Genomic DNA, 23,891 nt, shown 5'->3' on the forward strand with positions numbered 1-23,891 from the left:
CCTGATTCAAAAACTGCCATGAAAAAAACCCTAGCCCTTTCTCTATTCCTATCTCTAATGAGCAGCATTTGCATTGCTCAGGATAAATCTACCCACCCCGTAGAATACTCTTCAGGTACTATATCTGTAGGTATAGTGGTCAGCAACATGAAAAAATCACTCAAATTCTATAAAGAGGTCCTAGGCCTAAAGGAAACTGGAGGTTTCACAGTAGAACGCGAAGTGGCCAGAAAGACAGGCCTAACAAGTGGCAAGCCCTTTGATGTCAAAGTCCTGAAGACTGTAGATGACCCCAACGCTACCGAGTGGAAGCTTATGACTTTTAAGAACAAGTCTCAGCATCCAGAGCAAAAGCATATTCAAGATGATACAGGCATGCAATATGTCACAATGTACGTTAAGTCATTAGATCCCTTTATTCCAAGACTTAAAAAGGCAAGGGTAAAACGACTTGGCAAAACTCCAACTCAAATTCCTGACGGCAGGTATTTCATTCTAATACAAGACCCTGATGGTACGTTTATTGAGTTAATAGGCCCAATGACCACTGATAAATAGTTTGAAACGTAGTTTTTTATTAGTTTAAAACGAATTACAATTAGTATTTAATGAAACGCAGAGACTTTATACAAAAGGCTAGCTTGGCCTCAGCAGGTGTTATGGCAGCTTCACCATTACTTTCCCATCCCTTTGAAGATGGGGTCATCAAAAAATTTGGCTTTCAGGCCTATACCGTTAGGGATGTTATCTATAAAGACATGCCGGGTACACTCAAGGCATTGAGAAAAGCAGGTTATAGCTACTGTGAGCTTTTTGATTTTCAAGAAGGAAAAATCTTAGGCAAGCCAATTAAAGAAGCCAAGGCCATACTTGATAAATCAAAAATTGATGTCAAGAGTATTCATGTACCTACCGGAGCAGGTAAAAAAGTGTCTGGCACCATGAATCATGAATTCCAACGTGCTGTTGACGATGCAAAGGAGTTGGGTGCAGAATACTTGGTCTGCCCGTGGCTTGACAGTTCTGAAAGGCAAGGTATTGATCAGTATAAAGCCTTGACTGATTTACTTCAGAGGTGTGGTGAAATGTGTAATAGCTCCGGTTTAGGCTTTGCATACCACAATCATGAATTTGAGTTTGAAGAGTTAGATGGGACCACTCCTTTTGACCTCATTTTAGCCACAGACCCTGGTCTGGTACAAATTGAGTTAGATATCTATTGGACGCGTTATGCTGGCAAAAACCCACTTAATATTATGCGTGAGAATAGAGGGCGTATACCTTTCTGGCATGTGAAAGATCTCTCACTAGATGAAGGCAAGCCTATGACTGAGGTTGGCAACGGAATCATTGACTGGAAGCAAATATTTAGACACAAAGAAGAATCTGGAATGAAATACTTCTACGTAGAGCAAGACAGAAATTTTGCCGTCAACTCTATAGAGAGCTTGAAGACTAGCCAGAAATACTTAAAGAAAATCAATTACTAATTGGATATAAAACAACTTATTAAGGCATCTGATGAAGATGCCTTTTTATTTGGTCAAATAGCCAAAGCGGCAAAGGCGCATTGGGGCTATCCGCAGGAATGGCTGGCACTTTGGGATAAAGACCTATCATTTACCACAGAATTTCTGAATGCTAATCATGTATTCGTTATTCGCATCAATGGTCAGACCATTGGGTTCTGTATGATCATTGAAGAGGCTGGTTATTTTGAAATAGAGCACTGCTGGATTTTGCCCGAGCAGATTGGTCATGGCTATGGCAAACACCTGCTTAGCTTTGCCCTCGCTCAGCCCCTATTCAAAGATCAAACCTTCCAAGTACTCTCCGACCCCAATGCCATGGGCTTTTATCAGAAATTTGGCTTCGAAACCATAAAGATGATCCCAGGAACACCGAAAGGCCGAGAACTACCTTTGATGCAAATGACAAACAGTAGGAAATAATTTCGGCAAGAAACACTATCTTCCGAATAGTCATTTTCAACCTTATGCAATCTAACAAGCTACGCTTTTGGGCTATCACAGTAGCCTTGGCAGGTTTTCTCTTCGGTTTTGATACCGTAGTTATCTCTGGTGCCAACCAACCCATCAAAGAACTCTGGAACACCACACCATTCTTTCATGGTACCTTCATCATGTCAATGGCCCTTTGGGGAACAGTCTTTGGCGCATTGCTTGGAGGAATACCCTGTGATAAGTTCGGCAGAAAGAAAACCCTTTTCTGGATTGGCATACTATATCTTGTCTCAGCCATAGGCTCTGCTTTAGCTCCTGAACCCTACTCTTTTTCTTTCTTCAGGTTCCTTGGAGGCCTAGGTGTCGGTGCATCATCAGTAGCTGCCCCCACTTACATCTCTGAAATCTCAGGCTCAAAAGACAGAGGGAAATTGGTGGCTCTGTATCAATTCATGATTGTCTTCGGCATACTGATTGCCTTCATTTCCAACTTCTTACTTGATGGCGTTGGAGGTGCCAATGACTGGAGATTTATGCTTGGTATCGAAGGAGTACCGGCCGTATTCTACTCTATTATGGTATTAGGCGTCTCCGAAAGTCCACGCTGGTTAGTACTCAAGAAGAAAGCCAATGAAGAGGCCTTAAAAGTTTTACAAATCATAAATCCTCAGAACGCTTTAGAAAAGCTAAAAGAAATTGAGTTGGACATTGAGCCGATCGGCAAACATCAAGGTCTTTTTTCAAAGAAATATTCAAAGCCCATTATGCTGGCTTTCCTCCTCGCCTTCTTTAACCAGCTCTCCGGTATTAATTTCATTCTATACTATGCCCCAGAGTTGCTCGACACTGCCGGAATTAAAGACGCCCTTTTGAGTTCTATTTCCATTGGAGGCATCAATTTGGTCTTTACCATGTTGGGCATGTTTCTAATCGATCGATTGGGCAGAAAGCAGCTTATGTACATTGGATCTATCGGGTATATCATTGGTCTAGCAGGAACGGCATGGGCCTTCAAAACTGGTGCTGATCCACTCTTGCTATTGTCCTTTATACTGATTTTCATCGCTTCTCATGCCATTGGTCAGGGAGCCGTTATTTGGGTATTTATCTCTGAAATTTTTCCTAATCAAGTCAGAGCATTTGGCCAATCATTCGGTTCAGGTGTTCACTGGGTTTTTGCGGCATTGATCACTCTGCTGACTCCGGTATTTATAGATAAAGACAAGGGTATTTTTGGAGATAATCCATGGCCAGTCTTTGCCTTCTTTGCCTTTATGATGTTCTTACAATTGCTGTTTACCTGGAAAGTAATGCCAGAGACCAAAGGCAAGTCCCTAGAAGCTTTAGAAAGAGAATTGATTAAGTAGCCGATGACGTATGGGTAAATGACTCACTAAGCGACCACCCATATATGTGAGTCTTGTATCACTATACAGGATTGAGTACATTCCATAAAATTCCTTAAACTGAATATCATGAAGTTAATTCGCATTTATGTGCTGGCCTTGTTAATGATCTTGCCGGCAGCAATTTTTGGCCAAGAAATCGTAATTGAGCCTGACAATATTGTACTAGAAGTTGGAGCGAAGAAAAAGCTCAACGCCTATGTCATGAAAGATGGCAAAAAGCTGACAACTGCAGTAAGAATGTTTTCTAGGGCACGCAGAAGTCTATCTGTTGATTCAACCAATACTTTGACAGCCATTCTCCCAGGATCGTATAGTGTCATTGCTATTTCTCCAGGAGCCCCTCGCAAGACTTTTGAGGTCACTGTCAACTACCCTCCTATTGCTGAAATAAAGCTTGATGATGTACCCAACAGAATCTATGCAGGTACGCCAATCACTTTAAGCTATTCTGTAATTGATAAGGCTGGATTAACCCGAAAGAACCCTTCGATTTCTTTTGCTTCAAAGAATGAGTCTGTGGCAACAGTTAATTCATTCGGTATGATTACTACCTATAAACCCGGCAGGACTACCATTGAAGTAAAATCAGAAGATGTTGTCAATACAGTGAACATAAATGTGGTTAAAAATCCAATCACAAGAATTGAGTTGTCTGCCGATGGAGATCAAGCCAGAACTGGCGATGTATTTCACTTCACAGCAAAAGCGCTTGATGCGAAGGGCAATGTGATAGATGACGCACCACTGTCTTATTCTTTCTTCGGAGTATCGGATAATGTAAGTATCAATGCTTCGGGCTTGATCAAACAAGACGGACGATTTGTAGCAGACGAAGCTGGTATGTACACTGTTACCGTTTCATGTGGAGTAGCCTCAGCATCAAAGACTTTAAAGATTAGCGCCAGAGAAGTACAGAGAAAAATCGAAGTCGTAGGACAAGGTTCTGTAACAGACAAGCATACTTCAGATTTCTGGGTATGGGAAGGTGTAGATGGTAGAGATTATGCCGTAACAGGAACTTGGGGTGCGGACGGTACTGCCTACTTCTGGGATGTAACTGATCCTGCAAACATCACAAAAATTGACTCTGTTCAGGTAGATGCAAGAACTGTAAATGATGTGAAGATTTCTGAAGACGGTAAACTCTGCGTGATTAGTCGTGAAGGTGCTTCAAACAGAAAGAATGGTTTAGTCATCATTGATGTTGAGAACCCAAGAGAAGCAGAAATCATCTCTCGATTTGATGAGAATATGACAGGTGGTGTCCACAATGTCTTTATCGCAGACAATCACATTTATGCGCTTAGTGGTGGACAGAAATACTACATCATCAATATCGATGATCCTAGAAACCCATATGCTGTATCTAAGTTCGAATTAGATACACCGGGTCACTCTATTCACGATGTTTGGGTTGAAGATGGTATTGCCTATTCTTCCAACTGGTCTGATGGTATTCAATTGGTAGATGTTGGAAATGGTATTGCTGGTGGTTCGGTTAAGAACCCAACTCAATTTGCGAGCTATGCTTACCCGAACAATGCGAACCATGCCTCTTTCCCTTACAGAAGTAAGTCAACAGGCAAGTTCTACGTGATCGGTGGAGACGAAATCTTCCCTTATGGATTAAATACACAAAGAGGTGGTGTTAACAGAGCTGCAGGTTACTTGCACATCGTTGATTTCACAGACCTTGACAATCCAGAAGAAATTGCTCGTTTCGAGGTACCTAATGCAGGTTCTCACAACTACTGGATCGAAGACGATATCCTTTATGTAGCATTCTACAATGAAGGAGTTCGTATTGTGGACCTCAGTGGTGAATTGATGGGAGACCTAAGAAAACAAGGGCGAGAGATAGCTTGGATTGTACCTAACGATCCGAATGGATACACTGCCAACTCACCATTTACGTGGGGAGCACAGTTGTACAAAGGACATGTTTTCTATTCTGACTTTAATAGTGGCCTTTGGTCAGCTAAGTTGGAGCCAGAAAAACCAAAAGAAACAAAGATTCAAAGTAAATAAGGTGAGGAAGTGATTGGGTGATGAAGTAAGACCTACTTCATCACTTATTCACCTTATCCATTTCTTAATCAATGAGCATATGAAAAGATTACTTGTGACAGTTCTATTTGTTCTGTTGTCGACAGGATTACAAGCTCAAAAGAAAATAGTTATATCTGCCGAGGACATTACGCTCGAAGTAGGTGAAAAGCTACCTCTGGAGGCATATGTCACCAATAATGGAGAGAAGACAGAAGACAGGGTCCGTCTCTTCTCTAGAGACAAAAAAAAGGTTTTTATCGATTCTGTTGGTGTGGCGCATGCCTTCCTACCTGGCAAAGTGACTATCTTGGCAATTACTGCGGGAGCTCGTCATTCTTTTGACATCACGGTAAATGCTCCAGCAATCTCAGAGATTAAGATCGGCAACATCCCAGAAAGAATTTATAAGGGGAGCCCAGTTCAATTTAACTACACAGTAATTGACAAAGCAGGGCTGACAAGGAAAGATGTGCGACCTCAGTTGAGCTCAAGCAATGAGAAGATCGCAACGATTGACCCCTTTGGATATGTTCATAGCACCAGAGAAGGTGAGGTGACAATCACAGCACGACTTGATGAGATTGAGAATACTGTTAGAATAAATATCCTTAAAAATCCTGTTTCAAATATTGAGCTTGAAGTAGACAACGGAGAGGGCCGTACGGGAGATGTTTTTCATTTTAAAGCCACAGCTTTGGATGACAATGGTAATGCGGTAGTGCAAATTCCAATTCGTTATTCATTTAATGGCATTGCAGATGACGTGTCTACTACTGCTTCAGGATTGATTAGGCAAGATGGAAGTTTCGTAGCTGATAAAGCCGGAATTTATACCGTTATAGCTTCTGCAGGTGTAGCTTCTGCCCAAAAGACGCTTAGGATTTCACCCAGAAATATTCAACGGAAAATCAAGACTGTAGGCCAAGGAATGGTGAGTGAAAAGTTCACCTCAGACCTTTGGGTTTGGGAGGGTGAAGATGGTCGTGACTATGCCGTAACCGGAACTTGGAGTGCGGATGGTACAGCCTACTTCTGGGATGTTACCGACCCATCTAATATATCAAGGATAGACAGTATTCAAGTTGATGCTAGAACTGTCAATGACGTGAAGGTTTCTGAAGATGGTAACGTAACGGTGATAAGCAGAGAGGGCGCTTCCAACCGAAAGAACGGTTTGGTGATCCTTGATACATCAAATCCGAGAGATGTCAAGATTCACGCAACTTATGACAAAAACCTAACGGGTGGTGTTCATAATGTCTTCATTGACAAGGGCTATGTATATGCCCTGAGTGCTGGCCAGAAGTATTATATCATTGATATAAAAGATCCAAAAAACCCCGTGGCTGTTAGCAAGTTTGAACTGGATACCCCAGGACATTCCATCCATGATGTATGGGTTCAAGATGGGATTGCCTATTCTTCCAACTGGTCTGATGGAATTCAATTGGTGGATGTAGGAAATGGTATTGCAGGTGGTTCTCCAGAAAACCCTGTCCAATTCGCCAGTTATACCTACCCTAGTGGAGACAATCATGCTGCCTTTCCTTTTAAAAGTAAATCGACAGGTAAATTCTATGTAATTGGTGGCGATGAAGTATTTCCCTATGCAGAAAATGGCTCCTATCTGGCAGGTGGATATTTACACATGATCGATTTTACTGATTTAGACAACCCTCAAGAAGTAGCTCGATTTGAAATACCGTTTGCCGGGTCTCATAATTACTGGGTAGATGAAGAAACTGAAACACTTTATGCTACTTTCTACAACGGTGGCGTTCGAGTGGTAGATATAAGTGGGGAGTTAATGGGAGATCTTTTGGCTCAAGGTAGAGAGATTACATTCTTTATGCCTGGCGATCCAAATGGTTTTATACCTAATATGCCGCAAACTTGGGGAGCTCAACTCCATAAAGGGCATCTCTTTTATTCAGATATGCATAGTGGCCTTTGGGCGTCAAAAGTAGAACCGCCTAAAGCAGAAAACGTTAAAATAAAAACTAAGTAAGGTGAGGAAGTGATTGGGTGATGAAGTAGAACCTGCTTCATCACTTACTCACCTATTCACTTCATAACCTTTAAGACAATGAAAAGAATAGTACTATCAGTAATATTTGCAGCACTGTTTTCAGTTACTGCCCTCAGCCAGAACTACTACGTCTATGTGACTGCAGAGTCAGAGGATGAAGTTTCTGTTATTAAGTTCGATGGTAAAAAAGCCGAGACAATCAAAAACATTCAAGTAGGTGTCTGGCCACAGGAGATAGAAGGACCTCATGGTATTACTGTCGACCCGAGTGGTGAATACTGGTACTTGAGTTTAGCACATGGCAACCCTTACGGAAGGCTTTACAAATACAAAACAGGCACAGATGAAGTAGTGGGTTCTGTTGAGCTAGGCCTCTTCCCTGCTTCTATGCAAATCTCTCCCGTTACTGGCCTCCTCTATTGCGTCAACTTTAACCTGCATGGTGATATGGTACCGAGTACCGTTTCTGTTGTGGATGTTGAAAGTATGACAGAGTTAGACCAAATTACCACTGGTGCTATGCCTCATGGTAGTAGAATCTCTTCAGATGGCATGAAGCACTATTCGGTGGCTATGATGTCGGGAGAACTATTTGAGATCGATGCCTTTAATTTAAAAGTAGCCAGAACGTTGGATTTGGACGAAGCATCCAAAGGCCTGGTAGACCACTCTACCATGGATCATTCCAAAATGGACCACTCTGCCATGGACAAGAAGGAAGAGAAGCCTAAGGAAATGGACCATTCAAAAATGGATCACAGTAAGATGGACCATAGCAAAATGGACATGGGTGGCATGAAGCACTCGGCTTTCAAGCCTACCTGGGTTAGCCCTCACCCGAGCAAGGACCTGGTCTATGTAGCGGGCAACGGTGCTGCTGAAGTGCTAGAAATTGATACTAAGACCTGGAAAGCAACGCGTAAGTTCATCACTGATAAAGGCCCTTACAATATCGACCTTAGCCCTGATGGTAAGTACATGGTGGTGTCTTATAAGACCGCTGCCAAGACGGGCATCTGGGATTTAGAGACAGGAAAAGAATTAGCCAGCCTTGACAACAGCCAAAAGGTAACACACGGTGTAGCCATTTCGTCTGACAGTAGATATGCTTTTGTATCCGTGGAAGGTAAGAATGACGACCCAGGAATGGTGGATGTAATTGACCTTAAGACGCTTAAGGTTGTAGATACAGCCTACCTTGGAAAACAAGCAGGTGGCATAGCCTTTTGGAAAGTTGAGGACTAAGAAAAGAACTCTAAAAATTTTCTAGAAAAGGTTTTCAAATAAAAAGGCAAGTACTACTTTTGTGCTTCCAATTACAGGATGGTCTATGGTGTAACTGGCAACACGTCTGGTTTTGGTCCAGAAGAGTCTAGGTTCGAGCCCTAGTAGACCAACTTAAAACAAAGAATCCCGCCCTTAGGTGGGATTCTTTTGGTTTAAACTGATTATGGGCGAGAAGCCTGTCCCGAACTTGTTTCGGGAAGCCCTATTTATCCCGAGACCTCGGGAGTAGACCAACAAAAGCTTCACAGAAATGTGAAACTTTTTTTATGCCCTCCCCTTTCAATCCTGAGTGATAACGAAGGAACTGTTTCGAACCATTTTGTTGGTGAAAACACCAACAAGGGCGCGGTCCATGATCTGAAAGCAAATTGACACTTATTCATGATTCTTATAAGTGCAATTATAAACTCTTTAAGTTATGATGAATCTATGAAAATGAATAGATTCACAGAAAGAATATATCGCAATGGAAAAATGGTCGATTATCAATCAGTTGTTTGTTATCCCCGTCATTACAGGTATCATCTCATCCGGAATTGTTACTTTTTTGTTCATTAGGCTGAGGCCAAGGTTTAAGGTCAGCAATGTCATAGCGGTGAGAAAAATCAATGGTAAAACCAGGTTTACAATCAAGGTAGTTAATGATACCAGATTCAATTTTCATAATGCTAAAGCTTCATTGGTTTTATTTAGACCTTATCAGGTTGGGCCGAATCTCAATATCCGCACCGAAGATATTATGTTAATTCAAAATACTCATGAATTTTTCCCAGCAAAAAGTAAAAGCCAGTACTCTGAGCATGCAGTATTATTTAGCACAGAAGAGCCTATTCTACAGATCTCAGACAGCTCGTCATATTTCGTATTTCAGATACAAGCTGAGCACAGCCTTTCTGGTTTGAGGAAATTCACCTCCAAGAAATATTTCAACCGAGGTTCAGATATAAGAAAAGGGACCTTTAAACATGGCACTAAAATAGAGTTTGTTGATGAACAAGATTAGAGTTTGGAAATCAATTTTGTTGAGGGCTCATGACTCATTTACGCACTTTGTTCTGACCTATCAAAAATATTAGACAGTCTTCAAATTCTAAAACCCAGAGAGGCTTTAAACCATGAATCAAATTATAATAGTAGGTAACGGCTTTGACTTAGCCCATGGTTTCCCAACAAGGTATTCAGATTTTATGTTGTCTTTTTTAAAAGACTGTATAAGGCATGCCTACGACAATGCCGGTCAAACTGTGTATTTTGGGCCTATTCAAATAAATTGTCGGGCATACATTCAAGAAGGAATAGAGAACGTTCTGAAGAGAATAGACTCTATCAAGAAGGTGGCCAATGATCACTGGATTGACTTAAATATTACTTCTAAAGGCCCTGGTATTTACTTTGGTGATAGGCCACGGAGTTCAAGAAAAGTAATCTTATTCCATATTGATTCAGATCTCATAAATGAACTTCTAAGTAAAGAAGCTAATCTCAATTGGATTGATATTGAAAAAGAATATTTCAAACTACTCAATGAAGCACTTGATAATAACAATATCGAAGACCAAAGAGATGATGTTAAAAAACTAAATGAGGACCTTGATTTTTTGAAAGATGAACTTTGCAAATATCTTGACAAAATTCAGTCAGACTCAAGTTACATTTCGACTCTCGACCCAGCTCTCAGACAAAGGATTCAAGGATTTCTGTTTCCCAAATTAAGATTCAAAAATGTAGCACCAGAAAAATCCTTTAGAAGACTAATCTTAAATTACAATTACACCTCAACCATCCAGCCATACTTAGAGGATCAGCCGGATAACCTGAATACCGAAATCTCATATATACATGGATCATTAAATGATCAAGCGAGTAGTATTGTATTTGGATTTGGTTCTGTTGACGGACCTGAACTCAAAAAAATCTTAACCAGTGAAATCTACCAAGCCGCACACAATCTAAAGTTCCAGATCTACCTCCGCAACGGCCAAGATGGAGAATTAAATAAAATTCTGAAAGAGGGAGCTTTTCTTGTTAGAGTCATTGGGCATTCATGCGGTACATCTGATGGTTCTACTTTGAGGGACATTTTCGAACATGATAATTGTCAGGGCATATCTGTATGCTACTTGAACAATGAAGACTTTTCTGAAAAGACCTTCAATATCCACGGCCATCTTAAAGAGTTCAAAAAGCTTCCTATCGAAGCCATGAATGATGATTTATGTTTTCAACCTACATCAACTGAGGAAAGTGCTGTAGAAGTTTCATGATGCTAACTTTAGATATTCAAATAGACTTGAAAATTGAATCAATTCCTCCATGTGATCAGCGAGCGGTTCGATATTAAGACTATTGGCACAACAAAAATTCAAAGCCCCACCCTTAGATAGTTTTTTTATAACACTTTAGTCCTAGTTGGTTCTTGGTTTAATTCGTAAAACCGTATCTTAATGATACTAAATAGTTTCATTTCTTTCCAATACAATGGGCTTATAAAATCCGTCACTATTAAAAAGCACAGTCACACAAAAGAAGAAAAAACAAGGTATCTGACATTACCTTGGAAGCAACTCAACTTGGTGATAGTTCTTTCATCTATTAAAGCGGAACTGAAAAAGTGATATGAGCTTATTGGGTGACTTGAATGAACTTAAGAGGGAATGGAAGAGTTCCTCCACAACTAAGAAGGCTTTTATTATTCTCTCATTTTTTCTTACGACTAATTCAGTTGCTTCTCTCTCTGATATTCTGATCAATTGGAAAGGGTTTATTAAAGATGGTATCGAGTTTTACAGATCCAATGTAAGCTTACCAATAAGTGATTTTATTGACAGATTCGGGATAGTAATACACGACCAAACTGTCGATGTCTTAATCATCATTCTTTTAACATTGAATACTCTTATTAGAGTGTATTTTCATCTAATTCGAAAAAAAGAAGCTATCCCTCTAGGAATAATATCGACATGGTTCATCACAATCTTTGCATTAATAGCTATCGGTTTTATAGAATATGCGTCTTCGGTATTTGAAGAAAGACTGACACAACCCAGTATTCCAGTAAAGTATGTATTGATCTTGGCCATTACTTCAATGCTCTTGCTTACCAGAAGTATTAGGAAAAATCTAGAGCAGACTGACCCATTAAGGAACCGTCTTGTATCAATGTTATGGGGTCCAATTGGATTCGCATGTGCTTTTATCTTGATTCTAGGAGCCATAAATGTCATGTTAAAAGTATGATATGGGATAAATAGGAGACATAAAAGAACTCAAGCAAGAGTGGAAAAGTGCCTCCATCGCCAAGAAAGCATTAATCATTCTCATTTTATTCATGACAACCAATTCGGTAGCCTCTCTGGCCGATGTGGTGTTTCATTGGAAAGGTTTTATCAAAGATGGTCTTGAATTCTACCGGTGTTACATAACCATACCGATTATCGATTTCTTTGCATTCCTCACTCTTGAAGTTAACCTGATACTATAGACGCACTGATCATTTTCTTTATCTCAATTGGATCTTTGGGCCGGATTAACAACTACACCGACAAGGACTTCTCTCTGACAAGGAGATCACTCTTTAAAATCAGAATAGCTTATTTAATATTTATGATATTACTATTGACCACGTCCTAAAGAAATCAGACGGAATCAGTTTATGGGGTTGTGATGGTTCTAATAACAAGCCTCATAAGCCTACTACTTTTGAGTAGGGTTATTCTTAAAAAAGCTAATGGGCTCTGATAAAGAAAAGAGCATGTATTTGCTTATACTATGGGGCCAGTGATCTTTGCAATAAGTACAGTACTAATCTTAGGTGCTATTAATGCAGGACTTTCGAGGTAGCTCAGATATGAAGCCTAAGAACTTTTTTTATTTTAAGTTCAAGCCCTCTCTTTACTGACAGAGTACTGAATCATTAAGCTCTTGACAAGTTTGCTTTTGGGATCACCCTCTTCATATTGATTCGAAACTAATAATCATATTAACTTCACTTTGTTAAAGAGTTCAATATTCAGACTATTGGCACAACTTAAAACAAAGAATCCCACCCCTCAGGTGGGATTCTTTGTTTTATATAGATATTAAGGCTACAAACTGAGCAAATAGCCCAGATTAAAATTCAGGTTTCGGTTCCTAGAGAAATTATTCCTATCTGCATTCCTGACGCTGCTGTAAAAGGCCGTTTCTATAAAAACCCTCCCCTTACCTAAAGTCTTGCTTAGTCCTATAGTACCGTGAATTCCATGATCCAATCGATTTAGTCGATCATCACTACTCAAATCCAACTTGGAACGCGTTGGGGCAACAATTCCATCCAGATCAGTGATCTTTTCAAATGCGGTGGTGAGATATGCCATACCGTAACCTACTTTACCAAAGACTTCTAACCTTCCCTTGAGCAAAGGCAACTGACCTTGTGCCATAATTGGTAGTTCGGCATACTTTAAAAACAGTTCTGTATCTCCTCTAAAGCCGGGGTCAATTGCATTCCAACCCGGTACACAGGCCGCACCTCGTTCAACATAACCGGGTTCAATACCAAGACTTAAATGGTCATTGATCTTGAGGTACACCATTCCTGAAATATTGAACCCCGTAACGTGAATGCGGGCATCTTCTGGCACATCGACATCATATTTCTCCCAAGCACGAGTATAGCCGGCTTTAAACCCTACGGAAATCTGTGCCGAAAGCTGGAAAGTAAAAAATGTAAAAAATGAAATCAGGATGAGTTTTTGAGTTTTCATAGACCTTTTGGTTTATAGAATTGACACAACCATTGCTAAACAGGTTGGAAACTAGGAAAGGCTGAAGTGATTCAGTTCTCCCCTGTGGGCAAAACTGACATAGGCTGTCTATACTTCTTTTTGGTCAAAGCCTTCCGCGGTGAGACGTTTTGGTTTACAAAAGTTAAGGGTGAAAACTGAAGCGGAGCGAAAGTCCAAAATACCCCTCATCAATTTCGGTTAAGCTGTTGCTTACTAGATATAATCTGTAGTAATTGATAGTGTTTAATTTTTAACATAAATAACCACACGATGACAACAATACAATGGGGTAATTTCACTATCCAGACCGACTCTCACGCACCACCACCAGCTTACAGTAATCCAGGCCTTAAAGTAAATGGAGGGAGTATGTGGATGGCCAGTAATGTACAGGTTCTTGGGAATGGCAATTTAGAACTGAGTCTTCAACAGAATTCAGGGCAGTACTGGAACAATAATGGTCAAGAAGAAGAAATCTGGGCCGGCTCCGAAGCCGTGTTTCAGAATACAGTGAACTATGGCACCTATTGCTGCACATTTAAAGTGACTGATGGCAAAGGAAATTTGGCTTGGGATCAATTTGCGATAAGCAACCCTAGTCCGCCTCAACTCAACATGACCACTACTTTTGGTATTTTCCTTTATGACAAAGGTACTGGCGGGGGTAGCAATGCTCATTCAGAAATCGACTTCCTTGAATTGGGGTACCAGGGCCAAGCCAATGACGGCTCAGGATGGATCGCCAACCAACCAGGAGGTCCAACTAAGAACAATGGTCAATTTACCCTTCAGCCTTGGGATGCTAAAACTAAAGATGAGCCAGATTGGGATATTTTGAAACGCATAGCGATTGATGTCTCTAAAATACCTGCGTCAGGTGAAGTCACGGTTTTAACTAAGTGGACAGCCGGTGACGCTCCGGTAGAATTCTATTTGGCCTATGGAGCATTTAAGTCTAAAGACTTTCCATTCACTGGGGCTGATACCATATCTCATACCACGCCAACATCGGTGTATAGTTATGTACCATCAAAGAGTTCAGGCATGCAACTTCATATGAATCTCTGGCCTTATGGAGGACCTTCAACTGCCAAGCCGGTATTCTGTGAGATTTCACACTTAGAAATGCCATAATCAGGTATCTCTGATAGCAAAAAGAGTTCTGCACGAAAGTGTAGAGCTCTTTTTTTTGCTCCAATTCAATATCTATTTCTTCAATAAGTCTTCAATTGTGGCAGTCAACTCTGCGGCTGTCTGTGGGCTATACGCTGACTTGAAATAGGCAATATTACCTTCCTGATCAACGATGCATATAGGTCAATTAGACATAAAAAGGCTAAATTAAGGCCATAGCCTCAACCGAAAATCATGGTTGAAGTGCATCCTAAATAGCAAGTCATGGACAGCATATATTTCAAAGTAGAAGTCAAAGACAAGGTCGCCCAAGTTTCTTTCAACAGACCGGAAAAAGCTAATGCACTCCACATGGAGGCATGGATTGAAATGCAAAGCATTTTCGAGAAGCTATCGCAAACCGATGAGGTCAGAGCAGTGATATTAGCTGGAGAGGGTACTCACTTTTGTGCGGGAATTGACCTTGAGTTGTTAATGTCAGTGGGCAAGCTCCAGGGTGTTGCCTGCTCGGGAAAACGAAGCGAAAAAGTCCGAGCAATGGTCTTAACCCTTCAGCAAACAATCACAGCGATTGAGAAATGTGCTAAACCCGTGCTTGCCGCCATTCATAATGGCTGCATTGGAGGTGGTGTGGACATCGCTACTGCTTGTGATATGCGTTACTGTACCGAAGATGCCTATTTCACCATCAAAGAAATTGATTTAGGCATGGTGGCAGATATAGGGACGTTGCAGCGTCTGCCTAAAATTATATCCCCCGGAATGGCAGCCGAAATGGCCTATACCGGACGGAAAGTATTTGGCAATGAGGCTAAGGACATTGGTTTAGTAAATCATTGTTACAGTTCAAGAGACACACTAATGGAAGGTGTAATGGAAATAGCTGCTACCATTGCAAGTAAATCCCCATTGTCCATTAGAGGCACCAAAGACGTGCTTCACTACTCCAGAGAGCACTCGGTAGATGACTCACTAAATTATATGTCGACCTGGAATGCAGCTATGTTATTGTCGGATGACTTGAAAGAAGCGTTTGCTGCCACTATGGAAAAGCGCGCGCCCAAATATCAAGATTAAAGACTCCGAATTACCTAACTTGATAAAAAATTATCGAATGAGACGAACCCTGATTTTTGCGCTACTGCTCTCCTCCTTCACCACCTTGGCACAAGACTTTTCTCGTCAAGATTCATTACGAGGAAGCATTACTCCTGAAAGAGCTTGGTGGAATCTCACTTATTATCATTTAGACATTGAAGTGCTTCCTGAGCAAAAAGCTATTAGAGGAACTAATACCATCCAATACAAAGTGATAGTAAGCAGTGACGAGCTCCAAGTAGACTTGCAGGCTCCGCTTAGAATTACCAAAGTCACTCAGAATGGCCGAGAACTGGACTTTCGATCGGATGGTAATGCACATTTTGTGAGGCTATGGGAGAAGCAAATGCCTGGTGAAATCTATGAAATTATAGTTCACTATCAAGGTAAGCCCAAGGAAGCAGTTCGCGCGCCATGGGATGGCGGTTTCAGTTGGAAGAAAGACTCCAATGGCGCTGACTTTATTGCCACTTCTTGTCAAGGGCTTGGTGCCTCAGTTTGGTGGCCCAATAAAGACCATATGTATGATGAAGTCGACAGCATGGATATCAGTGTGGAAGTACCGGAACACTTAACCAACGTTTCTAATGGACGTCTAGTCCGAACAGACCATCACAAAGAAAAGAAGACTAAAACCTACCACTGGGCAGTGAAAAACCCAATCAATAATTATGGCGTCAACTTGAACATAGGTGATTATGTTAGCTGGAAAGACACCTATAAGGGAGAGAAAGGGGATTTAGATGTCACCTATTGGGCCTTGAAGGTCGATAGAAAAAAGGCCAGAAAAACGTATAAGGAAGTGCCTCGAATGTTAGCTGCCTTTGAGCATTGGTTTGGCCCTTACCCCTTTTATGAGGATGGCTATCAGCTAGTACAAGCACCCTATCTGGGCATGGAGCATCAGAGCTCTATTACTTATGGTAATGGCTTTCAAAACGGTTATTTAGGAAGAGACCTAAGCACCACAGGCTGGGGAATGAAATTCGACTTTATCATCGTCCATGAATCTGGGCATGAGTGGTTTGCCAATAACATTACGCATAAGGATCATGCGGATATGTGGATACACGAGAGTTTTACCAATTATTCTGAAAGCCTTTTTCTCGATTACCATTTTGGCAAAGAAGCTGGCCAAGAATATGTGAGAGGAACTCGAACTGAAATCGGCAATAAGAAACCCATGATCGGCCCCTACGAGGTCAACTATGGAGACTACCCGATTGATGTCTACTATAAGGGTGGCAATATGCTGAATACACTCAGAACCATTATCAATGATGATGAGCAATGGCGACAGTTACTCAGGTCGCTTGGCAAGGAATTCTATCATAAAACAGTGTGGTCAGCCGATTTTGAGGCCTATATATCGAAGACCTTAGACCTGAAACTTGCACCCTTCTTTAACCAATACTTGCGCGATCCAAGGCTTCCTGTTTTTGAGTACTTTTTCAAAGATGGTAACCTCCATCACCGATGGGTCAACACCATCGACACATTCGATATGCCTCTAGACATCACAGTGAACGGCAACAAGATGCGCATTTCACCCACCGGTCGATGGCAACGAAGTGCAATGATTGGGGAAAGTCTATCCGTTGATCCTAATTACTATATCGGCATTTTGAAGAGTAGATGACTCTCATTTCAAATCACACACACGATCATGTGATTTCATTTGTACAGGGAGATACTTACTTTAGAGATGCACAAATCACTAAAAACTATGTCTCAAAAGTTTATATGCTTATGCTGCATCTCATTATTCTGCGCCACCACCCTAGCACAAAAACCACCATTGGTTGAACCAGCATATCAAGACGTGTTAAGTGGATTTCCAAACCTCAGAGATTTTACAATTTCTCAAAATGAAGATGAGGCTTATTTTACTGCTCTAAGTCCATCTGGCGAACTATCTTTTATTGTAAGAATTGACAAACATAACAATACCTGGACAAAAGAAATAGCCTCCTTCTCTGGTCAATACACTGACCTAGAACCATTTCTATCTGCCGATGGCTTAAAATTGTTCTATGCTTCTAACCGCCCTAAAACTGTAGGAGCACCAACAGCCGACATGGATATTTGGTATGTAACCAGAACTTCTAAAACAAGCTCATGGTCAAAACCAATTAATGCAGGTCCTAAAGTGAATACTACTGATAGCGAGTTTTATCCGGCTATTACAGATAGTGGCAATCTATATTTCACCTGTAGCAAAACAGGCTCAGAAACTCATGATGACATCTACTTGGCCGAATGGAATGGCAAAGACTACGACACACCCATTGCACTAGGTGATGCCGTAAACTCAAAAGGCTATGAATTCAATGCCTATGTATCACCAGATGAATCTATCATAATCTTTAGTGGCTTCGGTCGACCCGATGGAATCGGACTAGGAGACTTATACATAAGTCAGAAAAACGAAAATGGTGAATGGACCAGGGCTAAAAACCTTGGTTCAGAAATAAACTCCGACAAACTAGACTACTGTCCATTTTTAAATGTGAAAACACGCACTTTGTACTTCACAAGCAGACGCAGCAGTGTTCTGTTAAAAAAGGGAGGCTTCGATAGTGTCGATTCATTTCTAACAGAAATCAATAAATACGAGAACGGACAAAGCAGGATATATAAGACTACTTTAAAGTGGTAAATGACGAGTAAAACTCCTCTTTTAAGCGTTATTATGCCTGTCAAAAATCTTGACCGGTATTTAACAGACTGCCTCTCCTCTATTGTAGATCAATCGTTCATAGATTGGGAGCTCATAATTGTCAATGATCACTCTACAGATCAAACCCTGTCTATTCTAGAGGAGTTTAGCAAAAAGGACGAACGCATTCGATACTTAACCAATACTGGAAAAGGCATCACTCCCGCCCTGCAAATTGCTATTGAAGAATGTAGTGGTGAATTCTTGACACGTTTCGATGGAGATGACCTGATGCCTGAAGGAAGACTAGAGTTGATGATCAAGGCAATAGCATCTTCGCCTCCGAAGACAATTGTCACAGGTAAAGTCAAATACTTTGGTGACCAACCTATTTCTGAAGGTTACCTCAAATATGAAGGCTGGCTAAACAAGAGGGTTGATCAACAAGACCATTGGAATTGGGTTTATCGAGAATGTGTGATCGCTTCACCCAACTGGATGATGCGTAGGAAGGAGCTTGAAGACATTCAGCCTTTAGGAGCAATGACCTACCCAGAAGACTATAACCTAGTGCTCGAATGGTATCAGTCGGGCTTCAATGTTCGGGCTGTGGATGCCATCACCCTACATTGGCGAGAGCATGCCAAAAGAACTTCCCGAAATTCTGATTATTACAATCAAGAACACTTCTTTAAGTTGAAAATCGAGCACTTGGTAAAGCATCAATCAGGAAGTTCTGATTTGGTGCTATGGGGTACGGACACTAAGGGCAGGATATCAGCTCAGATTCTCGACCAGCTTCAAGTACCATTCCACTGGATGGGGCTGAACAAAAAAAGCAACTCAAAAGGCATCTTAGGTCACCAAGTAGTACATTATCAATCCATCGAAAAACTCAACAAACCTAAACTGTTAATAGCTGTTTTCCCTCCTCAAAATCAAAGACTATCTTTGGAGAAATACTTGCATTCCCTAAACCTAATCATGGGAAAGGATTACTGGTATTTATAATATTAATCCCTACCTTTGCAGCTCGATTTTAAGCACTGTGAAAAACAAAGCCCACGTGAACAAATTATTTGCCGGAAACGGATCATTCGATCTTGGAAAGAAAATAGGTGAATTCTATGGTCAAGGACTGGGTGCCATAGAGTTACAAAAATTCAGTGATGGTGAAATGGCTCCGTATTTTAACGAGTCAGTGAGAGGGGCAAATGTATTTTTGATTCAGTCTACCATGGCACCAAGTGACAACCTGATTGAACTTTGCCTGATGATTGACGCTGCTAAGCGAGCAAGTGCTTACAAAGCAATTGCAGTATTGCCATACTTTGGCTATGCGCGTCAAGACAGAAAAGACAAGCCACGGATAGCCATTGGTGCTAAAATGGTTGCAAACATCTTGACTGCTGCCGGTGCAGATAGAATCATGACTTTAGACCTGCATGCAGGTCAGATTCAAGGCTTCTTCGATATTCCAGTAGATCACTTGAATGGCTCTGCCATTTTTGTGCCTTACTTGAGAAGCCTCAACCTTGACAACCTCCTCTTCGCATCGCCAGATGTCGGAGGTGTTAAAAGAACTCGATCGTTCGCACAGCACTTCAATGCTGAAATGGTTGTCATTGACAAGCATAGAAAAAAAGCTAATGAGGTTGCCGAAATGCGAATTATCGGTAGCGTTGAAGGCAAGAACGTTGTACTTGTAGATGATTTAGTTGATACCGGAGGAACACTGTGCAAGGCAGCGAAGATCATTATGGAACAGGGAGCTAAATCTGTAAGAGCTGTGTGTACACACCCAGTGCTTTCAGGCAAAGCATACGAAAACATTAATAATTCCGTCTTGGACGAATTGGTTGTATCCGATTCTATTCCATTATCTGGAGAGTCAGATAAGATCAGAGTCTTGACAGTAGCTGAGCTTTTCGCTAAGGCTATTGACAATGTGACTTCAGACGGTTCAATCAGTCAATTATTTATTTAATATATATATCATGAGAGAAGTAGAGATTATAGGGTTTAAAAGAGCAAATCTCGGTAGAGCTGAAGCAAATAAGCTTCGCGCAGAAGGACATGTTCCTGGTGTTTTATATGGTGGAGATGATTTGGTGCAGTTTTATGCGCCAGCGATTCAGTTCCGTCCTGTGTTATACACTCCGGATGCATGTTTCGTAAACATCAACATTGAAGGAAAGATATACCGGGCTATCGTGCAAGAATCACAATGGCACCCAGTAAGTGATGTGTTGCTGCATGTTGACTTAATGGAGCTTACAGTTGGTAAAAAAGTAAAAATGGATGTTCCTGTTCTCACTGAGGGTAGTGCCCCAGGTGTAGCAAATGGTGGTTCATTGGTACTTAAAAACCCAAAACTGAAAGTATTGGCATTGCCTAAAGACATGCCGGAATCAATTACGATTGACATCTCAGAATTGAAAATGGGTAAGTCAATCAAAGTTGGATCTATTGAAACAAACAATTTTGAAATCCTTACTAGCCCAATCGTAACGGTTGTAACAGTTGCTATTCCACGTGCCCTTAGAGGTAAGAGTGAAGAAGAACTGGAGGCCGAAGAGGCAGAAGCGGCAGCAGCAGCAGCTGAAGGTGGAGAAGCACCTGCAGAAGCAGCAGCTGAATAAACTAGTAAAAAACAGAATATTGGAAATCCTGTTCTTCACTGAACAGGATTTTTTTATTTTCAGCCCATGAAGTATTTAATAGTCGGTTTAGGAAACATTGGTCCAGAGTATGAATTGACTCGCCATAACATTGGTTTTCTGACCCTCGATAGGTTAGCAGATCAAAAGGGGGCCAAATTCGAAATGGATCGCCTTGCCTATCATGCTGACTTCAAATTCAAAGGACGCGCAATTCATCTTATCAAGCCTACTACTTATATGAACCTAAGTGGAAAGGCCATGAAATACTGGATGCAAGAATTAAAAGTTCCGAAAGAAAATGTACTTGTAATTGTCGATGATATAGCCCTACCCTTTGCCAAACTTAGAATGAGAGCTAAGGGGTCTAGTGCCGGGCACAATGGTCTCAAGAACATTGAAGAACTCACCGGAGGACAAAACTATCCCAGACTGAAGTTCGGTGTGGGTGACGACTTTTCTAAAGGTCGCCAAGTAGATTATGTGCTTAGCAATTTTACAAAGCAGGAATTTGAAGAATTGCCGTTTGCCATGGACAAGGCAATTGACATGACCTTAGGGTTTTGTACTATTGGTGTTTCTAGAACAATGACTCAATTCAACGACTAATTGCTATGAATCAAATCAACCTTGGTATTCAAGTAGTACCTATTCTCGATGCGGATTCAGGCTACCCAATCATTGATGCTTGCATAGGACTGATTCAAAAGTCAGGAATTAAACATGAAGTGACTCCCTTCGAAACGGTTTTGGAAGGCAGTTATAAAGACATTATGGCGCTGGTCGATCAGGTCTATCAAATGACAAATAAATTGAGCCCAGAAACTGTCATTAACATTCGAATACATGCTAAAAAGGGCAAAGATGTTTTTGCTTCAGACAAAACGGAGAAGTTCTAATATTCGATATCCTAAAAATTTACATACATAACTTTCTTATGCATAAGAAAATTATGTATACTTGCCGTATGTCCTCGAGCAAGTTATTAAAAGGAAGTCTAGCCACAATTGTACTCAAGCTTTTGGAAGAGCATGAGAAAATGTATGGCTATGAAATCACCCAAAGGGTGAAAGAGATTACTGCTGGTGAATTCAAAATCACCGAAGGAGCCCTTTACCCTACGCTTCATAAACTGGAAGCGGAAAACCTGCTGACCACAGAAACTCAAAAAGTGGATGGTCGCGTACGCAAGTATTATAAACTGACCAAGGAAGGCAATGCCGCTGCAGTTTCTAAAGTCGCTGAGCTCGAGGAATTTATCGTGAGTCTGCAAAAGTTACTCGACCCTAAACTCGGACTGGGATGACAAAAAAGGACCAAATAACAGTCGTTAAATACCTGAAATCCTTAGACATCAGGTCTATGGAATTCTTTGAGGAGATGTATGACCATATCCTCTCCTCCTTTCAGTCACGAAAAGACCTAAATCAAAATATTGATGTACACCTTAGAGATGTTGTCCAACCTGGCTTTGGAGGCGCCAAGGGCATTCAAAGGGTGATGAAATCGCAGCAAAAATTAAGGCAAAAGGCCATTTTCAAAAGAGCGAAAGATCTGTTTCTATCCTACCTAATCAGTTGGCCTACTGTTTTAATCACTATGGTCATAGCACTCGTCATATTCCAACTGAATGCATTATTCAGGCCCAAGGACGTGTTACTCATCATCATGACGACAAGTGCATTAATACCTGCGAGTATAGCGCTTGGCGGTCAAATCAAGTTTTACTTCGACTGCAAAAGACAAAACAAACCCTACTCTTCTAGCGACCTCAATAAACGGTTGTTATTGATTGCCGCCATAGGCACCAACCTGATGAATGTCTTACTCAATGTAGTAGCAAAATTCATATGGGGCTCCCAAAAAGGTGGTTTGGAAGCTTTCTCCAGCTACTCATGGTTACAGATTACTCTTTCTGTTCTATTCGTGCTCTACGCTTTAGTGGTTATTCAATTATTAAAGGAAAAGTTTATTACCAAACTGGCCATATGAGATTAGCCCATTATCAAATAGAACAAATAAAAGAGTACATCAACGATCAGAATATCTGGTATGACGATGTCAGAGAAGAAATTCTCGACCATGTGGCCACTGCTGTAGAAGAACGACTGAACACGACTGACATCAGTTTTGTAGATGCTTGTGCAGAAATGTTTAGAGAAATGGACATCAACAAGTTTCAAAGACAAAAACTGAAGTATGAGCACTTAGCCACCCTCAAAGAGGTTGGTAAGGAGATGATGACCTTCCTGACAGGAAAGAAACTGGCATTTCTAATATTAATGATCACTGCGACTTATTTCATCTTTTCCCTTTCAGTTAATCTCAGTGAGAACATCTGGTTCCTTTCAATATATGGCCCCGTGATCTTGATGATTTACTTTATTATCATTCCTACATATGCCCGTAGATTCAGAGTGCTTTACCAGAGTTACTACCTCAGCAGGATAAACGCGATATATTCCCCTTCCTTTGTCCTTATGAGTGTTTTTGGGTGGATGGAAGCATGGCTATTAAATAACATGACAATCGCTATTATTCTCTTTACTCTTTACCACCTATTTGTTGTCTCAGGCCTTCGCATTATGCACAAAACACTTAAACAAGTAAAGGCTAATGTCATTGTCTAAGGAGCAAATCTCTGAAATTCGAAATTTTATCCATTCTAGAGGCTTCAAACATATTGAAGTGAAAATGGAGATCTTAGATCATGCAGAGTCTTCCGTAGAAGAAAGAATGGCTCAAAACCCTCGATTACCTTTTGAAAATATCCTTATTCGTACTTCGTAAAAGGAAACTCCCAGTGCACATGCACTCACAATGATGGCCGTAACTG

23 protein-coding genes and 1 tRNA gene are annotated in these 23,891 nt (G+C 40.9%); 23 read left to right on the forward strand and 1 reads right to left on the reverse strand.

The genetic code is table 11. From position 1 onward, the window contains the following. Positions 1–18: 18 nt before the first annotated feature. From J4E76_RS04885 to J4E76_RS04935, 11 genes are all read left to right on the forward strand, one after another. Positions 19–558: a VOC family protein gene (locus J4E76_RS04885; protein ID WP_208501697.1), complete on the forward strand. Its 540-nt coding sequence runs from the start codon at positions 19–21 to the stop codon at positions 556–558. A 50-nt stretch (positions 559–608) separates the two neighbouring features. After that, on the forward strand, positions 609–1,490 hold the full coding sequence (locus J4E76_RS04890) for a sugar phosphate isomerase/epimerase (protein WP_208501699.1): 882 nt from the start codon (positions 609–611) through the stop codon (positions 1,488–1,490). Beyond that, positions 1,491–1,952, forward strand: a complete 462-nt coding sequence (locus J4E76_RS04895; RefSeq protein ID WP_208501701.1) for a GNAT family N-acetyltransferase — start codon at positions 1,491–1,493, stop codon at positions 1,950–1,952. It begins immediately after the preceding gene. Between the two features lie 32 nt (positions 1,953–1,984). Further along, on the forward strand, positions 1,985–3,331 hold the full coding sequence (locus J4E76_RS04900; RefSeq protein ID WP_370592795.1) for a sugar porter family MFS transporter: 1,347 nt from the start codon (positions 1,985–1,987) through the stop codon (positions 3,329–3,331). Between the two features lie 108 nt (positions 3,332–3,439). Next, positions 3,440–5,401 (forward strand): hypothetical protein, encoded by a 1,962-nt coding sequence (locus J4E76_RS04905; RefSeq protein WP_208501704.1) that lies wholly within the window; start codon positions 3,440–3,442, stop codon positions 5,399–5,401. 79 nt (positions 5,402–5,480) lie between these two features. Beyond that, positions 5,481–7,430, forward strand: coding sequence for an LVIVD repeat-containing protein (locus tag J4E76_RS04910; RefSeq protein WP_236017270.1), 1,950 nt, complete (start codon positions 5,481–5,483; stop codon positions 7,428–7,430). Positions 7,431–7,508: 78 nt separating this feature from the next. Continuing rightward, positions 7,509–8,696, forward strand: a complete 1,188-nt coding sequence (locus J4E76_RS04915; RefSeq protein ID WP_208501706.1) for a YncE family protein — start codon at positions 7,509–7,511, stop codon at positions 8,694–8,696. Between the two features lie 79 nt (positions 8,697–8,775). Further along, positions 8,776–8,848, forward strand: a tRNA-Gln gene (locus J4E76_RS04920). A gap of 356 nt (positions 8,849–9,204) precedes the next feature. Beyond that, positions 9,205–9,741, forward strand: a complete 537-nt coding sequence (locus J4E76_RS04925) for a hypothetical protein (protein WP_208501708.1) — start codon at positions 9,205–9,207, stop codon at positions 9,739–9,741. A gap of 112 nt (positions 9,742–9,853) precedes the next feature. Continuing rightward, on the forward strand, positions 9,854–11,002 hold the full coding sequence (locus J4E76_RS04930; RefSeq protein WP_208501710.1) for an AbiH family protein: 1,149 nt from the start codon (positions 9,854–9,856) through the stop codon (positions 11,000–11,002). A 352-nt stretch (positions 11,003–11,354) separates the two neighbouring features. After that, the gene (locus J4E76_RS04935; RefSeq protein ID WP_208501712.1) at positions 11,355–11,975 is read left to right on the forward strand and encodes a hypothetical protein; all 621 of its coding nucleotides are present in this window, start codon (positions 11,355–11,357) and stop codon (positions 11,973–11,975) included. An 848-nt stretch (positions 11,976–12,823) separates the two neighbouring features. On the opposite strand, the gene J4E76_RS04940 is transcribed toward J4E76_RS04935, so the two are convergent. Next, entirely contained in the window at positions 12,824–13,483 is a 660-nt protein-coding gene (locus tag J4E76_RS04940; protein WP_208501714.1) for a hypothetical protein, read from the reverse strand. Positions 13,484–13,774: 291 nt separating this feature from the next. On the opposite strand from J4E76_RS04940, the gene J4E76_RS04945 reads away from it, so the two are divergent. The 12 genes from J4E76_RS04945 to J4E76_RS05000 all read left to right on the forward strand — a co-directional run bounded on the left by J4E76_RS04945 (position 13,775) and on the right by J4E76_RS05000 (position 23,685). After that, the gene (locus J4E76_RS04945; RefSeq protein WP_208501717.1) at positions 13,775–14,638 is read left to right on the forward strand and encodes a hypothetical protein; all 864 of its coding nucleotides are present in this window, start codon (positions 13,775–13,777) and stop codon (positions 14,636–14,638) included. 264 nt (positions 14,639–14,902) lie between these two features. Next, positions 14,903–15,715 carry a crotonase/enoyl-CoA hydratase family protein gene (locus J4E76_RS04950; protein ID WP_208501719.1) on the forward strand — a complete coding sequence of 271 codons (813 nt, stop codon included), beginning with the start codon at positions 14,903–14,905 and terminating at the stop codon, positions 15,713–15,715. 37 nt (positions 15,716–15,752) lie between these two features. Next, positions 15,753–17,375: a M1 family metallopeptidase gene (locus J4E76_RS04955; RefSeq protein WP_208501721.1), complete on the forward strand. Its 1,623-nt coding sequence runs from the start codon at positions 15,753–15,755 to the stop codon at positions 17,373–17,375. An 87-nt stretch (positions 17,376–17,462) separates the two neighbouring features. Further along, a complete protein-coding gene (locus tag J4E76_RS04960) occupies positions 17,463–18,395 on the forward strand; it encodes a PD40 domain-containing protein (protein ID WP_208501723.1) in 933 nt (310 codons plus the stop codon). Between the two features lie 33 nt (positions 18,396–18,428). After that, positions 18,429–19,406, forward strand: a complete 978-nt coding sequence (locus tag J4E76_RS04965) for a glycosyltransferase family 2 protein (protein WP_208501725.1) — start codon at positions 18,429–18,431, stop codon at positions 19,404–19,406. Between the two features lie 55 nt (positions 19,407–19,461). Then, the gene (locus tag J4E76_RS04970; RefSeq protein WP_208501727.1) at positions 19,462–20,382 is read left to right on the forward strand and encodes a ribose-phosphate pyrophosphokinase; all 921 of its coding nucleotides are present in this window, start codon (positions 19,462–19,464) and stop codon (positions 20,380–20,382) included. 10 nt (positions 20,383–20,392) lie between these two features. Continuing rightward, a complete protein-coding gene (locus J4E76_RS04975) occupies positions 20,393–21,037 on the forward strand; it encodes a 50S ribosomal protein L25 (protein ID WP_208501728.1) in 645 nt (214 codons plus the stop codon). A 66-nt stretch (positions 21,038–21,103) separates the two neighbouring features. Further along, the gene (gene pth / locus J4E76_RS04980; RefSeq protein ID WP_208501730.1) at positions 21,104–21,664 is read left to right on the forward strand and encodes an aminoacyl-tRNA hydrolase; all 561 of its coding nucleotides are present in this window, start codon (positions 21,104–21,106) and stop codon (positions 21,662–21,664) included. A 5-nt stretch (positions 21,665–21,669) separates the two neighbouring features. Further along, the gene (locus J4E76_RS04985) at positions 21,670–21,954 is read left to right on the forward strand and encodes a thiamine-binding protein (RefSeq protein ID WP_208501733.1); all 285 of its coding nucleotides are present in this window, start codon (positions 21,670–21,672) and stop codon (positions 21,952–21,954) included. 68 nt (positions 21,955–22,022) lie between these two features. Beyond that, the gene (locus J4E76_RS04990; RefSeq protein ID WP_208502716.1) at positions 22,023–22,361 is read left to right on the forward strand and encodes a PadR family transcriptional regulator; all 339 of its coding nucleotides are present in this window, start codon (positions 22,023–22,025) and stop codon (positions 22,359–22,361) included. After that, positions 22,358–23,047, forward strand: a complete 690-nt coding sequence (locus J4E76_RS04995; protein ID WP_208501735.1) for a hypothetical protein — start codon at positions 22,358–22,360, stop codon at positions 23,045–23,047. Before J4E76_RS04990 ends, J4E76_RS04995 begins: the two co-directional genes overlap by 4 nt. Further along, positions 23,044–23,685: a hypothetical protein gene (locus tag J4E76_RS05000; RefSeq protein WP_208501736.1), complete on the forward strand. Its 642-nt coding sequence runs from the start codon at positions 23,044–23,046 to the stop codon at positions 23,683–23,685. Before J4E76_RS04995 ends, J4E76_RS05000 begins: the two co-directional genes overlap by 4 nt. The last annotated feature ends 206 nt before the right edge of the window (positions 23,686–23,891 follow it).

The sequence above is a fragment of the Roseivirga sp. E12 genome (assembly GCF_017592825.1).
Lineage (GTDB): Bacteria > Bacteroidota > Bacteroidia > Cytophagales > Cyclobacteriaceae > Roseivirga.

Coding starts and splice junctions, on each gene's coding strand:
- J4E76_RS04905 (WP_208501704.1), top strand. CDS start 3,440: ATGAAGTTAATTCGCATTTATGTGCTGGCCTTGTTAATGATCTTGCCG.
- J4E76_RS04925 (WP_208501708.1), top strand. CDS start 9,205: ATGGAAAAATGGTCGATTATCAATCAGTTGTTTGTTATCCCCGTCATT.
- J4E76_RS04990 (WP_208502716.1), top strand. CDS start 22,023: ATGTCCTCGAGCAAGTTATTAAAAGGAAGTCTAGCCACAATTGTACTC.
- J4E76_RS04960 (WP_208501723.1), top strand. CDS start 17,463: ATGTCTCAAAAGTTTATATGCTTATGCTGCATCTCATTATTCTGCGCC.
- J4E76_RS04965 (WP_208501725.1), top strand. CDS start 18,429: ATGCCTGTCAAAAATCTTGACCGGTATTTAACAGACTGCCTCTCCTCT.
- J4E76_RS04935 (WP_208501712.1), top strand. CDS start 11,355: ATGAGCTTATTGGGTGACTTGAATGAACTTAAGAGGGAATGGAAGAGT.
- pth (WP_208501730.1), top strand. CDS start 21,104: ATGAAGTATTTAATAGTCGGTTTAGGAAACATTGGTCCAGAGTATGAA.
- J4E76_RS04945 (WP_208501717.1), top strand. CDS start 13,775: ATGACAACAATACAATGGGGTAATTTCACTATCCAGACCGACTCTCAC.
- J4E76_RS04995 (WP_208501735.1), top strand. CDS start 22,358: ATGACAAAAAAGGACCAAATAACAGTCGTTAAATACCTGAAATCCTTA.
- J4E76_RS04950 (WP_208501719.1), top strand. CDS start 14,903: ATGGACAGCATATATTTCAAAGTAGAAGTCAAAGACAAGGTCGCCCAA.
- J4E76_RS04955 (WP_208501721.1), top strand. CDS start 15,753: ATGAGACGAACCCTGATTTTTGCGCTACTGCTCTCCTCCTTCACCACC.
- J4E76_RS05000 (WP_208501736.1), top strand. CDS start 23,044: ATGAGATTAGCCCATTATCAAATAGAACAAATAAAAGAGTACATCAAC.
- J4E76_RS04930 (WP_208501710.1), top strand. CDS start 9,854: ATGAATCAAATTATAATAGTAGGTAACGGCTTTGACTTAGCCCATGGT.
- J4E76_RS04915 (WP_208501706.1), top strand. CDS start 7,509: ATGAAAAGAATAGTACTATCAGTAATATTTGCAGCACTGTTTTCAGTT.
- J4E76_RS04885 (WP_208501697.1), top strand. CDS start 19: ATGAAAAAAACCCTAGCCCTTTCTCTATTCCTATCTCTAATGAGCAGC.
- J4E76_RS04890 (WP_208501699.1), top strand. CDS start 609: ATGAAACGCAGAGACTTTATACAAAAGGCTAGCTTGGCCTCAGCAGGT.
- J4E76_RS04975 (WP_208501728.1), top strand. CDS start 20,393: ATGAGAGAAGTAGAGATTATAGGGTTTAAAAGAGCAAATCTCGGTAGA.
- J4E76_RS04985 (WP_208501733.1), top strand. CDS start 21,670: ATGAATCAAATCAACCTTGGTATTCAAGTAGTACCTATTCTCGATGCG.
- J4E76_RS04910 (WP_236017270.1), top strand. CDS start 5,481: ATGAAAAGATTACTTGTGACAGTTCTATTTGTTCTGTTGTCGACAGGA.
- J4E76_RS04940 (WP_208501714.1), bottom strand. CDS start 13,483: ATGAAAACTCAAAAACTCATCCTGATTTCATTTTTTACATTTTTTACT.